At 66.6% G+C, this 15844-nt stretch carries 11 protein-coding genes and 1 tRNA gene; 11 read left to right on the top strand and 1 reads right to left on the bottom strand.

The window, feature by feature from the left end; genetic code table 11:
• Positions 1-90: 90 nt before the first annotated feature.
• Positions 91-1317, bottom strand: coding sequence for a pyridoxal phosphate-dependent aminotransferase (locus OG841_RS19205; RefSeq protein ID WP_266560789.1), 1227 nt, complete (start codon positions 1315-1317; stop codon positions 91-93).
• 247 nt (positions 1318-1564) lie between these two features.
• On the opposite strand from OG841_RS19205, the gene OG841_RS19200 reads away from it, so the two are divergent.
• From OG841_RS19200 to OG841_RS19150, 11 genes are all read left to right on the top strand, one after another.
• Positions 1565-1637 (top strand) — tRNA-Trp (locus tag OG841_RS19200).
• A gap of 108 nt (positions 1638-1745) precedes the next feature.
• A complete protein-coding gene (gene secE / locus OG841_RS19195) occupies positions 1746-2030 on the top strand; it encodes a preprotein translocase subunit SecE (RefSeq protein ID WP_057607929.1) in 285 nt (94 codons plus the stop codon).
• 81 nt (positions 2031-2111) lie between these two features.
• Positions 2112-2960, top strand: coding sequence for a transcription termination/antitermination protein NusG (nusG, locus tag OG841_RS19190; protein ID WP_266521119.1), 849 nt, complete (start codon positions 2112-2114; stop codon positions 2958-2960).
• 178 nt (positions 2961-3138) lie between these two features.
• Positions 3139-3573: a 50S ribosomal protein L11 gene (rplK, locus tag OG841_RS19185; protein ID WP_007384044.1), complete on the top strand. Its 435-nt coding sequence runs from the start codon at positions 3139-3141 to the stop codon at positions 3571-3573.
• An 83-nt stretch (positions 3574-3656) separates the two neighbouring features.
• Positions 3657-4382, top strand: a complete 726-nt coding sequence (rplA, locus tag OG841_RS19180; RefSeq protein ID WP_062047706.1) for a 50S ribosomal protein L1 — start codon at positions 3657-3659, stop codon at positions 4380-4382.
• A 113-nt stretch (positions 4383-4495) separates the two neighbouring features.
• A complete protein-coding gene (locus tag OG841_RS19175) occupies positions 4496-5335 on the top strand; it encodes a hypothetical protein (RefSeq protein WP_365117986.1) in 840 nt (279 codons plus the stop codon).
• A 90-nt stretch (positions 5336-5425) separates the two neighbouring features.
• Positions 5426-6283: a DUF1396 domain-containing protein gene (locus OG841_RS19170; RefSeq protein WP_328640385.1), complete on the top strand. Its 858-nt coding sequence runs from the start codon at positions 5426-5428 to the stop codon at positions 6281-6283.
• A gap of 284 nt (positions 6284-6567) precedes the next feature.
• A complete protein-coding gene (gene rplJ, locus OG841_RS19165; protein WP_266521127.1) occupies positions 6568-7098 on the top strand; it encodes a 50S ribosomal protein L10 in 531 nt (176 codons plus the stop codon).
• A gap of 126 nt (positions 7099-7224) precedes the next feature.
• A complete protein-coding gene (gene rplL / locus OG841_RS19160; protein ID WP_328640386.1) occupies positions 7225-7608 on the top strand; it encodes a 50S ribosomal protein L7/L12 in 384 nt (127 codons plus the stop codon).
• A 561-nt stretch (positions 7609-8169) separates the two neighbouring features.
• Positions 8170-11655: a DNA-directed RNA polymerase subunit beta gene (rpoB, locus tag OG841_RS19155; protein ID WP_328640387.1), complete on the top strand. Its 3486-nt coding sequence runs from the start codon at positions 8170-8172 to the stop codon at positions 11653-11655.
• Positions 11656-11755: 100 nt separating this feature from the next.
• On the top strand, positions 11756-15655 hold the full coding sequence (locus tag OG841_RS19150) for a DNA-directed RNA polymerase subunit beta' (protein WP_057607920.1): 3900 nt from the start codon (positions 11756-11758) through the stop codon (positions 15653-15655).
• Positions 15656-15844 lie beyond the last annotated feature (189 nt).

The raw sequence follows: 15844 nt of genomic DNA, 5'->3' as shown, positions 1-15844 counted from the left end.
CACCGGTGTCCCGGTAGCGCTTTCCCCTTTAGTGGTCTTGCTCGCACAAAAAAGCACCCCCTCACTGAGGGGGTGCTTTTCACGGCGGGCTCAGTCCTGCGCCTCCGCCAGCAGCTTCTGGATCCGCGAGACGCCCTCGACGAGATCCTCGTCACCCAGGGCGTACGACAGCCGCAGATAGCCCGGCGTGCCGAAGGCCTCGCCCGGGACGACCGCGACCTCGGACTCCTCCAGGATCAGCGCGGCCAGCTCGACCGTGTCCTGCGGGCGCTTGCCGCGGATCTCCTTGCCGAGCAGGGCCTTGACCGAGGGGTAGGCGTAGAAGGCGCCCTCGGGCTCCGGGCAGAGCACGCCGTCGATCTCGTTGAGCATCCGCACGATGGTCTTGCGGCGGCGGTCGAAGGCGGTGCGCATCTCCGCCACCGCGTCGAGGTTGCCGGAGACCGCGGCGAGGGCCGCGACCTGGGCGACGTTCGACACGTTGGACGTGGCGTGCGACTGGAGGTTGGTCGCGGCCTTGACGACGTCCTTGGGGCCGATGATCCAGCCCACGCGCCAGCCCGTCATGGCGTACGTCTTCGCGACACCGTTGACGACGATGCACTTGTCGCGCAGCTCGGGCAGGAGCGCGGGCAGCGAGGTGAACTTCGCGTCGCCGTAGACGAGGTGCTCGTAGATCTCGTCGGTCAGCACCCACAGGCCGTGCTCGACCGCCCAGCGGCCGATCGCCTCGGCGTCGGTCTCGCTGTAGACGGCACCGGTCGGGTTGGAGGGGGAGACGAAGAGCACGACCTTCGTCTTCTCGGTGCGGGCCGCCTCCAGCTGCTCGACGGAGACGCGGTAGCCGGTCGTCTCGTCGGCGACGACCTCCACCGGGACACCGCCGGCCAGCCGGATCGACTCCGGGTACGTCGTCCAGTACGGCGCCGGGACGATGACCTCGTCGCCCGGGTCGAGGATCGCGGCGAAGGCCTCGTAGATCGCCTGCTTGCCGCCGTTGGTCACCAGGATCTGGGACGCGTCGACCTCGTAGCCGGAGTCACGCAGCGTCTTCGCGGCGATCGCGGCCTTCAGCTCGGGAAGGCCGCCGGCCGGGGTGTAGCGGTGGTACTTGGGGTTCGAGCAGGCCTCGATGGCGGCCTGGACGATGTAGTCCGGGGTCGGGAAGTCGGGCTCGCCGGCGCCGAAGCCGATCACCGGACGTCCGGCGGCCTTGAGGGCCTTGGCCTTGGCGTCCACGGCGAGAGTGGCGGACTCGGAGATCGCGCCGACTCGGGCGGAGACCCGGCGCTCGGTGGGAGGGGTTGCAGCGCTCATGGGCCCATCGTTTCAGACCGGAAACTCCCCCGGCACGCGGGTTTCACAGACTGAACAACTGCTGAACAACCGTCCGGATTCGCCTCGCACGCTGGGTGATCTTCCGTCCCCAAGGCCCGTACGGGCGCTTTCTGTTCGACGAGGGCCCGCGGACCACGTACACTCTCACCTCGTTGGCCTTCAGCAGCCCACCCAGCCGGTGCACACCGAGCACCCGGTCGGATGCGGTACGTTGGGGGACGCACAAAGGGTCGTAGCTCAATTGGTAGAGCACCGGTCTCCAAAACCGGCGGTTGGGGGTTCAAGTCCCTCCGGCCCTGCTACACACACCTTCGCCAGGATGTGTGCGCATGTACGTTCAGCAATGCACCGCCGTGCGGCTCCAACCGGGCGCGGCACGGCCACGACCCGGGAACAGGTGAGGACGAATGGCGGACGCCGTGGGCTCCATTGATACGCCTGATGCCCAGGATGAGGCGCCGGAGTCCAAGAAGACCCGCAAGGGTGGCAAGCGCGCCAAGAAGGGCCCGCTGAAGCGCCTCGCGCTCTTTTACCGGCAGATCGTCGCAGAGCTCCGCAAGGTCGTCTGGCCGTCGCGGAACCAGCTGACGACGTACACGACCGTGGTGATCGTCTTCGTCCTCGTCATGATCGGTCTGGTGACCGTGATTGACTATGGACTCAACCACGCCGCCAAGTACGTATTCGGCTGAGCACAGAGCGAAGGGCGCCGAGGTTACCGGCGCCCCTTTTCGCATGTTCCACCCCAAAGTATCCAGGAAGAAGCAGCCACCGTGTCTGACCAGAACCTGAACGACGCCATCGAGCCCGACGAGTCTGTCGACGACGAGCTCGACATCGTCGAGGGCGCGGACGAGGACCTGGACGAGGTCGAGGCTGCCGACGCCGAGGCGGGCGAGCCCGCCGAGGAATCCGCCCTCCACGTCGAGGACGAGTCCGGCGGCGACGTCGAGGCCGTCGAGGACGAGGACGAAGAAGAGGTCGAGGAAGAGCCGGCCGAGCCGGTCGACCCCGTCGCCGCCCTGCGCGAGGAACTGCGGACCCTTCCCGGCGAGTGGTACGTCATCCACACCTACGCCGGTTACGAGAACCGCGTGAAGACCAACCTCGAGCAGCGTGCCGTCTCGCTGAACGTCGAGGACTTCATCTTCCAGGCCGAGGTGCCGCAGGAAGAGGTCGCGCAGATCAAGAACGGCGAGCGCAAGACCATCCGCCAGAACAAGCTCCCCGGCTACGTGCTGGTGCGCATGGACCTGACGAACGAGTCCTGGGGCGTCGTCCGCAACACCCCCGGCGTCACCGGCTTCGTGGGCAACGCCTACGACCCGTACCCGCTGACCCTGGACGAGATCGTCAAGATGCTCGCCCCGGAGGCCGAGGAGAAGGCCGCCCGCGAAGCCGCCGAGGCCGAGGGCAAGCCCGCTCCGCAGCGCAAGGTCGAGGTCCAGGTGCTGGACTTCGAGGTCGGCGACTCGGTCACCGTCACCGACGGCCCCTTCGCCACCCTCCAGGCCACGATCAACGAGATCAACGCCGACTCGAAGAAGGTCAAGGGCCTCGTCGAGATCTTCGGCCGCGAGACCCCGGTCGAGCTGAGCTTCGACCAGATCCAGAAGAACTGAGGTTCTGCGGACCGCATGCTTCCGAGCAGGTCAGACGGGCTTTCGCAGCCTGTCTGACCTGCTCGGTTTTTGGCCGCGCATCTATACCCGCTATCGTTGTGCGGTATGCCTGCGTCCGGAGTGGCTTCCCGGCCTACCGAACGCAGGCAGGACCCGAATCGAAAGGACCCGGAGAGCTATGCCTCCCAAGAAGAAGAAGGTCACGGGGCTCATCAAGCTCCAGATCCAGGCCGGTGCCGCCAACCCGGCTCCGCCGGTCGGCCCCGCGCTGGGTCAGCACGGCGTCAACATCATGGAGTTCTGCAAGGCGTACAACGCCGCGACCGAGTCGCAGCGTGGCTGGGTGATCCCGGTGGAGATCACGGTCTACGAGGACCGCTCCTTCACCTTCATCACCAAGACGCCGCCGGCCGCCAAGATGATCCTCAAGGCCGCGGGCGTGGAGAAGGGCTCCGGCGAGCCGCACAAGACCAAGGTCGCCAAGATCACCCAGGCGCAGGTCCGCGAGATCGCCACCACCAAGATGCCCGACCTCAACGCCAACGACCTGGACGCCGCCGCGAAGATCATCGCCGGCACCGCGCGTTCCATGGGCGTCACGGTCGAGGGCTGAGCCCCAACCCCCCGTACAAAGCAGAAGTGGCAGGGCCTGCTCGGCCCGTACCACGACTCCTTTCAGAACACACAGGAGCAGTTGTGAGCAAGCGCAGCAAGGCCCTTCGCGCTGCGGACGAGAAGATCGACCGGGAGAAGCTGTACGCCCCGCTCGAGGCCGTCCGTCTCGCCAAGGAGACCTCCACGTCCAAGTTCGACGGCACCGTCGAGGTCGCCTTCCGTCTGGGTGTCGACCCGCGCAAGGCCGACCAGATGGTCCGTGGCACCGTGAACCTCCCGCACGGCACCGGTAAGACCGCCCGGGTCCTGGTCTTCGCGACCGGTGACCGTGCCGAGGCCGCTCGTGCCGCGGGCGCCGACATCGTCGGCGCCGACGAGCTCATCGACGAGGTGTCGAAGGGCCGTCTGGACTTCGACGCCGTCGTCGCCACCCCGGACCTCATGGGCAAGGTCGGCCGCCTCGGCCGCGTGCTCGGTCCCCGTGGTCTCATGCCGAACCCCAAGACCGGCACCGTCACCCCCGATGTCACCAAGGCTGTCAACGACATCAAGGGCGGCAAGATCGAGTTCCGCGTCGACAAGCACTCGAACCTGCACTTCATCATCGGCAAGACGTCGTTCGACGACACCAAGCTGGTGGAGAACTACGGCGCGGCGCTGGAGGAGATCCTCCGTCTGAAGCCGTCCGCCGCCAAGGGTCGTTACATCAGGAAGGCCGCCATCAGCACCACGATGGGCCCCGGCATTCCGCTCGACTCCAACCGCACCCGCAACCTCCTCGTCGAGGAGGACCCGGCCGCGGTCTGAGACACCGGCAGGTTCCCGGGCCCCGCACCTCTCCAGGTGCGGGGCCCGTTCGCATGTGCGGGCGCTGTGCTCTGGGTTAGCGTGCGAGCAGGGCACTTGCACCAGGGGGACGCATGAAGAGGACGACGGTCTGGCTCACGACGGCCGCCGCGCTGACGGGGCTGGCCGCCTGCACGTCCTCGGGCTCCTCCGACGAGCCGGAGGACAAGCGCCCCGCCTCGGCCCCCGCCGCCCTCCCGGCCCTGCGCACCGCCGAGCACTCCACCGAGCGGGCCGCGACGGCCCGGGTGCGGTCCACCACCGTGATGGGCACCCAGCTGTCCCTCACCGCCGACGGCGTCCTCGCGTGGCGCGACGGCCTCTCCGGCAGCCTCACCCTCGACTACACCGGCGGCACCGCGGCCGAGACGATGCGCGGCCTCGGCGTCACCTCCATGGAGGCCCGCTACCTCTCCGACGCCTACTACGCGCGCATGGGCGACACCTTCGCCGCGAAAATGGGCGGCAAGCACTGGCTCAGGTACGCCTACGACGACCTGAAGACCCTCGGCGGCGGCGCCGACCTCGCCGACCAGATGCGCTCCACCACCCCCAACCAGTCGGTGAGACTGCTGCTGGACTCCGGGGACGTGCGCGAGCTCGGCCGGGAGACCGTGGGCGGCCAGGCCGCCACGCACTACGCCGGCACCGTGCGGGTGGAGGACGTCACCGACACCGAGCTGCGACGGCGCCTCCAGGACGCCGACGTCACCGCCGAGACCGTCGACATCTGGATCAACGAGAAGAACCTCCTGGTCAAGAAGGTCGAGAAGACCAGCACCACGAACGGCAGGGTGACCCAGACCGCCCACTACAGCGACTACGGCGTCAAGGTCGCCGTACAGAAGCCGCCGGCCGCCGACACCGAGGACTTCAAGACCCTCCTGTCACAGTCGAGCACCAACCCCACCTGAGCCGCAGGGAATTCACGGACCCCTCGCGCGCCTCTCGGTTAAGCTCGCGGTCTTGCTGTGAATCGACCATGTGTTCCTTGGGGGGAATCAATGGCTACTTCTGTACGACGTTCCGTGCGCGGTCGGACCATCGGCGCCGGGCTCGCCGCCGTGGCTCTCGCCGCGGGTGCGGTGAGCTGTTCCAAGGGGGGCGACGAGTCCCCGGAGATGACTCCCGCGGCCGCGGTCGCCAAGGCGGCGAAGAACACGGACGCCATCAAGTCCTTCCGCTACCGCATGAAGGGCCAGCTGCCCGAGCAGGGGCGCGTCGTGGCCGAGGCCTCCATGCGGACCAAGCCCGACGTCGCGATGACGATGAAGATGACCGCACCCGACCAGGGCACGCAGGGCAGCGTCGAGGTCCGGCTCGTCGACAAGGCCATGTACATCGGCGGGAACGCCGAGATGGCCAAGGAGATGGACGGCAAGAGCTGGATCAAGTTCGACCTGTCCGCGCTCGGCGACAAGGCCCTCGGCGGGGCCGCGCCCGGCGCCGGCCAGGCCGACCAGAACCCGGCCGCCGAGTCCACCTTCCTCACCGGTGCCAAGGACGTGAAGAAGGTCGGCACCGAGACCGTCGACGGTGTCAAGACGACCCACTACTCGGGCACCGTCACCCTCGACGAACTCAAGGCCTCCTTCAAGGCCCAGGACAAGACCACCCGCGAGCTGCGTGAGAAGAGCCTCCAGCAGTACGAGAAGCTGGGCGTCGACAAGTTCGCGATGGACACCTGGATCGACGGCGAGAACCACACCAAGCAGTTCCGGATGAAGGGCGACGCCACCAAGGGCCCGCTCGACATGACCATCACCTTCCTCGACTACAACAAGCCGGTGACCGTCACGGCCCCGCCCGCGAAGGACACCGCGGACCTGGCCGAGATGATGAAGGGACTCCAGAACGGCTGAGCGTCGTAGGACCGGATTTGCTTGACAGGGATCCGGTCACGTACGCTCCTACAGAAGCCAAAGACCGCTGGTCGTTGCTGTGTTCTCGCAAGAGGGTGCAGTGGCCGAAGGATCCGCTGAAACCGCGGACGACCCGCGCAGGTGAATGTGGAAGTCGCTCCTGGACCACATGCATTGCGTATGTGATGCCGGTCGAGTTACGCCCCGTGCGCCTGCGCCGGGGCGTTTCGTTTGTTCAGCCCCTTCTGAGCGGTCCTCATCACCCGGAAGGAGGCCGACGCTCTATGGCAAGGCCCGACAAGGCTGCCGCGGTAGCCGAGCTGACGGAGCAGTTCCGCAGCTCGAACGCCGCCGTGCTGACCGAGTACCGGGGTCTCACCGTGGCGCAGCTCAAGACGCTGCGTCGTTCGCTCGGTGAGAACGCCCAGTACGCCGTGGTGAAGAACACGCTGACCAAGATTGCGGCCAACGAGGCCGGGATCACGACGCTCGACGACCTGTTCAACGGTCCGACGGCGGTCGCCTTCGTCACCGGTGACCCGGTGGAGTCGGCGAAGGGTCTTCGTGACTTCGCCAAGGACAACCCGAACCTCGTCATCAAGGGCGGTGTCCTTGACGGCAAGGCGCTGTCCGCCGACGAGATCAAGAAGCTTGCGGACCTCGAGTCCCGCGAGGTTCTGCTCGCCAAGCTGGCGGGCGCCTTCAAGGGCAAGCAGACTCAGGCTGCTCAGGTCTTCCAGGCGCTCCCGTCGAAGCTCGTCCGCACCGTGGACGCGCTTCGTGCCAAGCAGGACGAGCAGGGCGGTGCCGAGTAATTCGGCTCCCGAAATGATCGCTGCCTGAGGCGTCCCGCCTGAGGTGACGGTCGTCGCGGGCCGAACGTACGCCCGCCAGACATGTACATACCGGCACCAGCCGAATTAGTGGAAGGATCGCCCATCATGGCGAAGCTCAGCCAGGAAGACCTGCTCGCGCAGTTCGAGGAGATGACCCTCATCGAGCTCTCCGAGTTCGTGAAGGCCTTCGAGGAGAAGTTCGACGTCACCGCCGCCGCCGCGGTCGCCGTCGCCGGCCCGGCCGGTCCGGCCGCCGTTGCCGAGGCCCCCGAGGAGCAGGACGAGTTCGACGTCATCCTCACGGGTGCCGGCGAGAAGAAGATCCAGGTCATCAAGGTCGTGCGTGAGCTGACCTCCCTGGGTCTGAAGGAGGCCAAGGACCTCGTGGACGGCGCCCCCAAGCCCGTTCTCGAGAAGGTCGCCAAGGAAGCCGCCGAGAAGGCCGCCGAGTCCCTCAAGGGCGCCGGCGCCTCCGTCGAGGTCAAGTAACACCTCTCACAGGTCCCGCTGGGCCTGTAACGCGCAAGCACTGAAGAGCGATCATCCATCCGGGTGGTCGCTCTTCGGCGTTCCTGGGGGCGCGGCCACGGTTACCTTGCCCCCTCCAGGGCGGGGGGTATGGTGATCTTCGTCGTGTCTCCCGAACGGCCTGGTTCGGGCTGGGGGGTCTTGACGAACCGTACGCAGCGCGCAATTCTCAGGACGCGTCGCCAGAACGGTCCGAATCCGAGGCATGGATCGGCGACGAAGAGGGCAGTATCAACGTGCGTTGAGGGCAGGCATGCCGAGGACGTTGAGGGCAGCGAGAGTTTTTGAAGACTGGGCAGAAAAGCAGGGCTGGACATCAGTGCGCCAAGTGGCTACACTGACCCTTTGCGCTGCCTGTTAGCTGCCCCCTGCCCGTCACCAGGGGTCTGCCCTCGCCTGAGCATCGATGATCGGACCATCTCTGAGCTGGCCTTTCGGCCGAACCGGAGATACCTGTCTCTGTGCCGTGGGTGAGGGTCCGGGGAGCGCGTAGTGAGTCCGAGCCCTCGGAAGGACCCCCTCTTGGCCGCCTCGCGCACTGCCTCGACCGCGAATACGAACAACGCCGCCAGCACCGCCCCGCTGCGCATCTCTTTTGCAAAGATCAAGGAGCCTCTCGAGGTTCCCAACCTGCTCGCGCTGCAGACCGAGAGCTTTGACTGGCTGCTCGGGAACACCGCTTGGCAGAGTCGGGTCGAGGAGGCTCTGGAGTCAGGTCAGGACGTCCCCACCAAGTCCGGTCTGGAGGAGATCTTCGAGGAGATCTCCCCGATCGAGGACTTCTCCGGGTCGATGTCGCTGACGTTCCGTGACCACCGTTTCGAGCCGCCGAAGAACAGCATCGACGAGTGCAAGGACCGCGACTTCACGTACGCGGCCCCGCTCTTCGTGACGGCCGAGTTCACCAACAACGAGACCGGCGAGATCAAGTCCCAGACGGTCTTCATGGGCGACTTCCCGCTCATGACCCACAAGGGCACCTTCGTCATCAACGGCACCGAGCGTGTCGTGGTGTCGCAGCTGGTCCGCTCGCCGGGCGTCTACTTCGACTCCTCGATCGACAAGACGTCCGACAAGGACATCTTCTCGGCCAAGATCATCCCCTCCCGGGGTGCCTGGCTGGAGATGGAGATCGACAAGCGCGACATGGTCGGTGTCCGTATCGACCGCAAGCGCAAGCAGTCCGTCACCGTGCTCCTGAAGGCTCTCGGCTGGACCACCGAGCAGATCCTCGAGGAGTTCGGCGAGTACGAGTCGATGCGCGCCACCCTGGAGAAGGACCACACCCAGGGCCAGGACGACGCGCTGCTCGACATCTACCGCAAGCTGCGTCCGGGCGAGCCCCCGACCCGTGAGGCCGCGCAGACGCTGCTCGAGAACCTCTACTTCAACCCGAAGCGCTACGACCTCGCCAAGGTCGGCCGCTACAAGGTCAACAAGAAGCTGGGTGCGGAGGCTCCGCTGGACGCGGGCATCCTGACCGTCGAGGACATCATCTCGACGATCAAGTACCTGGTGAAGCTGCACGCGGGCGAGACCGAGACGGTCGGCGACAGCGGCACGAACATCGTCGTCGAGACCGACGACATCGACCACTTCGGCAACCGTCGTCTGCGCAGCGTCGGCGAGCTCATCCAGAACCAGGTCCGCACGGGTCTGGCGCGTATGGAGCGCGTCGTGCGTGAGCGCATGACGACCCAGGACGTCGAGGCGATCACGCCGCAGACCCTGATCAACATCCGGCCGGTCGTCGCCTCCATCAAGGAGTTCTTCGGCACCAGCCAGCTGTCGCAGTTCATGGACCAGAACAACCCGCTGTCGGGTCTCACCCACAAGCGCCGTCTGTCGGCTCTTGGCCCGGGTGGTCTCTCCCGTGAGCGGGCCGGCTTCGAGGTCCGTGACGTGCACCCGTCCCACTACGGCCGCATGTGCCCGATCGAGACGCCCGAAGGCCCGAACATCGGTCTGATCGGTTCGCTCGCCTCCTACGGCCGCGTCAACGCGTTCGGCTTCGTGGAGACGCCGTACCGCAAGGTCGTCGAGGGCATCGTCACCGACGACGTCGACTACCTGACGGCCGACGAGGAGGACCGCTTCGTCATCGCGCAGGCCAACGCCACGCTCGACGACGACATGCGTTTCACCGAGAACCGCGTCCTGGTCCGCCGTCGTGGCGGCGAGGTCGACTACGTCCCCGGTGACGACGTGGACTACATGGACGTCTCGCCGCGCCAGATGGTGTCGGTCGCGACCGCCATGATCCCGTTCCTCGAGCACGACGACGCCAACCGTGCCCTCATGGGCGCGAACATGATGCGGCAGGCCGTGCCGCTGATCAAGTCCGAGGCCCCGCTCGTCGGCACCGGCATGGAGTACCGCTCCGCCGTCGACGCCGGTGACGTGGTCAAGGCCGAGAAGGCGGGTGTGGTCCAGGAGGTCTCCGCGGACTACATCACCACCGCCAACGACGACGGCACGTACATCACGTACCGCCTGGCCAAGTTCGCCCGCTCCAACCAGGGCACCTCGGTCAACCAGAAGGTCATCATCAACGAGGGCGACCGCGTCATCGAGGGCCAGGTCCTCGCCGACGGCGCGGCCACCGAGAACGGTGAGATGGCGCTCGGCAAGAACCTGCTCGTGGCGTTCATGCCGTGGGAGGGTCACAACTACGAGGACGCGATCATCCTGTCGCAGCGCCTCGTGCAGGACGACGTCCTCTCCTCGATCCACATCGAGGAGCACGAGGTCGACGCCCGTGACACCAAGCTCGGCCCCGAGGAGATCACCCGGGACATCCCGAACGTCTCCGAGGAGGTCCTCGCCGACCTCGACGAGCGCGGCATCATCCGCATCGGTGCCGAGGTCATCGCCGGTGACATCCTCGTCGGCAAGGTCACGCCCAAGGGCGAGACCGAGTTGACGCCGGAGGAGCGCCTGCTGCGCGCGATCTTCGGTGAGAAGGCCCGTGAGGTCCGTGACACCTCGCTGAAGGTGCCGCACGGCGAGACCGGCAAGGTCATCGGTGTGCGCGTCTTCGACCGCGAGGAGGGCGACGAGCTTCCCCCCGGTGTGAACCAGCTGGTGCGCGTGTACGTGGCGCAGAAGCGCAAGATCACCGACGGTGACAAGCTCGCCGGCCGACACGGCAACAAGGGCGTCATCTCCAAGATCCTGCCCATCGAGGACATGCCGTTCCTCGAGGACGGGACCCCGGTCGACATCATCCTCAACCCGCTCGGTGTGCCGTCCCGAATGAACCCGGGACAGGTTCTGGAGATCCACCTCGGCTGGCTCGCCAGCCGCGGCTGGGACGTCTCAGGGCTCGCCGAGGACTGGGCGCAGCGGCTTCAGGTGATCGGCGCCGACCAGGTCGAGCCGGGCACCAACGTCGCCACCCCGGTGTTCGACGGTGCGCGTGAGGACGAGCTCGCGGGTCTGCTGAACCACACCATCCCGAACCGCGACGGCGAGCGCATGGTGCAGCCGACCGGTAAGGCGAGGCTGTTCGACGGCCGCTCCGGCGAGCCGTTCCCGGAGCCGATCTCGGTCGGCTACATGTACATCCTCAAGCTCCACCACCTGGTCGACGACAAGCTGCACGCCCGGTCGACCGGTCCGTACTCGATGATCACCCAGCAGCCGCTGGGTGGTAAGGCCCAGTTCGGTGGCCAGCGCTTCGGTGAGATGGAGGTGTGGGCGCTGGAGGCATACGGCGCCGCCTACGCCCTCCAGGAGCTGCTGACCATCAAGTCCGACGACGTCACCGGCCGCGTGAAGGTCTACGAGGCCATCGTCAAGGGCGAGAACATCCCCGAGCCCGGCATCCCCGAGTCCTTCAAGGTGCTCATCAAGGAGATGCAGTCCCTGTGCCTCAACGTGGAGGTGCTGTCCTCGGACGGCATGTCCATCGAGATGCGCGACACCGACGAGGACGTCTTCCGCGCTGCGGAAGAGCTCGGCATCGACCTGTCCCGGCGCGAGCCGAGCAGCGTCGAAGAGGTCTGACGGGAGTCCGGCCGGAGGACCTGGTGAGGAACCTCCGGCCGGCCCCTGGACCCCCGTTTCAGACCCCAAGACTTACAACCCTGAGAGGGATTGACGCATAGTGCTCGACGTCAACTTCTTCGATGAGCTCCGGATCGGTCTGGCCACCGCTGACGACATCCGTCAGTGGAGCCACGGCGAGGTCAAGAAGCCCGAGACCATCAACTACCGCACCCTCAAGCCCGAAAAGGACGGACTCTTCTGCGAGAAGATCTTCGGTCCGACCCGGGACTGGGAGTGCTACTGCGGCAAGTACAAGCGTGTCCGGTTCAAGGGCATCATCTGTGAGCGCTGCGGCGTCGAGGTCACTCGCGCCAAGGTGCGCCGTGAGCGGATGGGCCACATCGAACTGGCCGCCCCCGTCACCCACATCTGGTACTTCAAGGGCGTTCCGTCGCGCCTCGGTTACCTGCTCGACCTCGCTCCGAAGGACCTGGAGAAGGTCATCTACTTCGCGGCGTACATGATCACGTACGTCGACGAGGAGCGCCGCACCCGCGACCTGCCCTCCCTGGAGGCGCACGTCTCCGTGGAGCGTCAGCAGGTCGAGAACCGGCGTGACGCCGACCTCGAGGCCCGCGCCAAGAAGCTGGAAAGCGACCTGGCCGAGCTGGAGGCCGAGGGCGCCAAGGCCGACGTGCGCCGCAAGGTGCGCGAGGGTGCCGAGCGTGAGATGAAGCAGCTGCGCGACCGTGCGCAGCGCGAGATCGACCGTCTCGACGAGGTGTGGACCCGCTTCAAGAACCTCAAGGTCCAGGACCTCGAGGGCGACGAGCTGCTCTACCGCGAGCTGCGTGACCGCTTCGGCACGTACTTCGACGGTTCGATGGGTGCCGCGGCGCTGCAGAAGCGCCTGGAGTCCTTCGACCTCGACGAGGAGGCCGAGCGCCTCCGCGAGATCATCCGTACCGGCAAGGGCCAGAAGAAGACCCGTGCGCTGAAGCGGCTGAAGGTCGTGTCTGCCTTCCTGCAGACCTCCAACAGCCCCAAGGGCATGGTTCTCGACTGCGTCCCGGTCATCCCGCCGGACCTTCGCCCGATGGTGCAGCTGGACGGTGGCCGCTTCGCGACCTCCGACCTGAACGACCTGTACCGCCGTGTGATCAACCGCAACAACCGCCTGAAGCGACTCCTCGACCTCGGTGCGCCCGAGATCATCGTGAACAACGAGAAGCGCATGCTTCAGGAGGCCGTCGACGCGCTCTTCGACAACGGCCGTCGTGGTCGCCCGGTCACGGGCCCCGGCAACCGTCCGCTGAAGTCGCTGTCCGACATGCTCAAGGGCAAGCAGGGCCGATTCCGTCAGAACCTGCTCGGCAAGCGTGTGGACTACTCCGCGCGTTCCGTGATCGTCGTCGGTCCGCAGCTGAAGCTGCACCAGTGCGGTCTGCCGAAGGCGATGGCGCTGGAGCTCTTCAAGCCGTTCGTGATGAAGCGCCTGGTCGACCTGAACCACGCGCAGAACATCAAGAGCGCCAAGCGCATGGTGGAGCGCGGCCGCACGGTCGTGTACGACGTCCTCGAAGAGGTCATCGCCGAGCACCCGGTGCTGCTGAACCGTGCGCCCACCCTGCACCGCCTCGGCATCCAGGCCTTCGAGCCGCAGCTGGTCGAGGGCAAGGCCATCCAGATCCACCCGCTCGTCTGCACCGCGTTCAACGCGGACTTCGACGGTGACCAGATGGCCGTGCACCTTCCGCTTTCCGCGGAGGCGCAGGCCGAGGCCCGCATCCTGATGCTGTCCTCGAACAACATCCTCAAGCCCGCCGACGGCCGTCCGGTGACGATGCCGACCCAGGACATGGTCCTCGGTCTGTTCTTCCTCACCACCGACGGCGAGCTGCGTGACACCAAGGGCGAGGGCCGGTCCTTCGGCTCCACGGCCGAGGCGATCATGGCGTTCGACGCCGGTGAGCTGGCGCTCCAGTCGCAGGTCGACATCCGCTTCCCGGTGGGCACCATCCCGCCGCGTGGCTGGACGCCGCCGGCGCGCGAGGAGGGCGAGCCCGAGTGGCAGCAGGGGGACACGTTCCGCCTGCGCACCACCCTGGGCCGCGCGCTCTTCAACGAGCTGCTGCCCGAGGACTACCCGTTCGTCGACTACTCGGTGGGCAAGAAGCAGCTCTCCGAGATCGTCAACGACCTGGCCGAGCGCTACCCCAAGGTCATCGTGGCGGCGACGCTCGACAACCTGAAGGCGGCCGGCTTCTTCTGGGCGACCCGTTCCGGCGTCACCGTGGCCATCTCCGACATCGTCGTTCCCGACGCGAAGGTCGAGATCGTCAAGGGCTACGAGGCGCAGGACGAGAAGGTCCAGAAGCAGTACGAGCGCGGTCTGATCACCAAGGAAGAGCGCACTCAGGAGCTCATCGCGATCTGGACCAAGGCGACCAACGAGGTCGCCGAGGCGATGAACGCGAACTTCCCCAAGACGAACCCCATCTTCATGATGGTTGACTCGGGTGCCCGAGGAAACATGATGCAGATGCGGCAGATCGCCGGTATGCGTGGTCTGGTGTCGAACGCCAAGAACGAGACGATTCCGCGTCCGATCAAGGCGTCCTTCCGTGAGGGCCTGTCCGTGCTGGAGTACTTCATCTCCACCCACGGTGCCCGTAAGGGTCTGGCCGACACCGCCCTGCGTACCGCCGACTCGGGTTACCTGACCCGTCGTCTGGTGGACGTCTCGCAGGACGTCATCATCCGCGAGGAGGACTGCGGCACCGAGCGCGGCCTCCGGCTCCAGATCGCGGAGGTCGGCGCGGACGGAGTGCTGCGCAAGGCGGACAACGTCGAGACCAGCGTGTACGCCCGTGCGCTGGCCGAGGACATCACCGTCGACGGCAAGGTGCTGGCCCCGGCCAACACCGACCTCGGCGACGTCCTCATCGACGAACTCGTCAAGCACGGTGTCTCCGAGGTCAAGACCCGCTCGGTCCTGACCTGCGAGTCCGCCGTCGGTACCTGCGCGATGTGCTACGGCCGCTCGCTGGCCACCGGCAAGCTGGTCGACATCGGTGAGGCGGTCGGCATCATCGCCGCCCAGTCCATCGGTGAGCCCGGTACCCAGCTGACGATGCGTACCTTCCACACCGGTGGTGTGGCCGGTGACGACATCACCCAGGGTCTGCCGCGTGTCGTCGAGCTCTTCGAGGCCCGTACCCCGAAGGGTGTCGCCCCGATCTCCGAGGCCCAGGGCCGCGTGCGGATCGAGGAGACCGAGAAGACCAAGAAGATCGTCATCACGCCGGACGACGGCAGCGACGAGACGGCGTTCCCGATCTCGAAGCGCGCCCGACTCCTGGTCAGCGAGGGCGAGCACGTCGAGGTGGGCCAGAAGCTCACCGTGGGTGCCACCAACCCGCACGACGTGCTGCGCATTCTGGGCCAGCGTGCCGTCCAGGTCCACCTGGTCGGCGAGGTCCAGAAGGTCTACAACTCGCAGGGTGTGTCGATCCACGACAAGCACATCGAGATCATCATCCGGCAGATGCTGCGCCGCGTGACGATCATCGAGTCCGGCGACGCCGAGCTGCTGCCCGGTGAGCTGGTCGAGCGCTCGAAGTTCGAGACCGAGAACCGTCGTGTGGTCCAGGAGGGCGGTCACCCGGCCTCCGGTCGTCCGCAGCTGATGGGTATCACCAAGGCCTCGCTGGCGACGGAATCCTGGCTGTCGGCCGCCTCCTTCCAGGAGACGACCCGAGTCCTGACGGACGCGGCGATCAACGCCAAGTCCGACAGCCTCATCGGCCTCAAGGAGAACGTCATCATCGGTAAGCTCATCCCGGCCGGTACGGGTCTGTCCCGCTACCGCAACATCCGGGTCGAGCCGACCGAGGAGGCCAAGGCAGCGATGTACTCGGCCGTCGGCTACGACGACATCGACTACTCGCCGTTCGGCACGGGCTCCGGGCAGGCTGTGCCGCTGGAGGACTACGACTACGGGCCGTACAACCAGTAGGGCCTGCGTCTGAACCACTGAAGGGCGGTCACTCCGTTTCGCACGGGGTGGCCGCCCGTCGGCGTTCCGACGGCTCTGAGAGCGCCCTGAAGGCCCCGCGGGCCGCCGGGAGCCCCGCGGGGGGCGTCGGCGTCCGCAGCGTGGCGTACCGGTCGGGGAGGAGGGTGACCTGTCCGGGTGTTTCCCGTT

Origin of the sequence: Streptomyces canus (assembly GCF_041435015.1) — a bacterium.
In the GTDB taxonomy this organism is placed as follows: Bacteria; Actinomycetota; Actinomycetes; order Streptomycetales; family Streptomycetaceae; genus Streptomyces; species Streptomyces canus_G.
Note: the sequence above shows the minus strand (reverse complement) of the source record. Positions and strands in the feature narration are given on the sequence as shown.

Excerpts from the sequence above, each read along its gene's own strand:
- OG841_RS19205 (WP_266560789.1), bottom strand. The coding sequence starts at position 1,317 with ATGAGCGCTGCAACCCCTCCCACCGAGCGCCGGGTCTCCGCCCGAGTC.
- secE (WP_057607929.1), top strand. The coding sequence starts at position 1,746 with ATGGCGGACGCCGTGGGCTCCATTGATACGCCTGATGCCCAGGATGAG.
- rplK (WP_007384044.1), top strand. The coding sequence starts at position 3,139 with ATGCCTCCCAAGAAGAAGAAGGTCACGGGGCTCATCAAGCTCCAGATC.
- OG841_RS19175 (WP_365117986.1), top strand. The coding sequence starts at position 4,496 with ATGAAGAGGACGACGGTCTGGCTCACGACGGCCGCCGCGCTGACGGGG.
- OG841_RS19170 (WP_328640385.1), top strand. The coding sequence starts at position 5,426 with ATGGCTACTTCTGTACGACGTTCCGTGCGCGGTCGGACCATCGGCGCC.
- rplJ (WP_266521127.1), top strand. The coding sequence starts at position 6,568 with ATGGCAAGGCCCGACAAGGCTGCCGCGGTAGCCGAGCTGACGGAGCAG.
- rplL (WP_328640386.1), top strand. The coding sequence starts at position 7,225 with ATGGCGAAGCTCAGCCAGGAAGACCTGCTCGCGCAGTTCGAGGAGATG.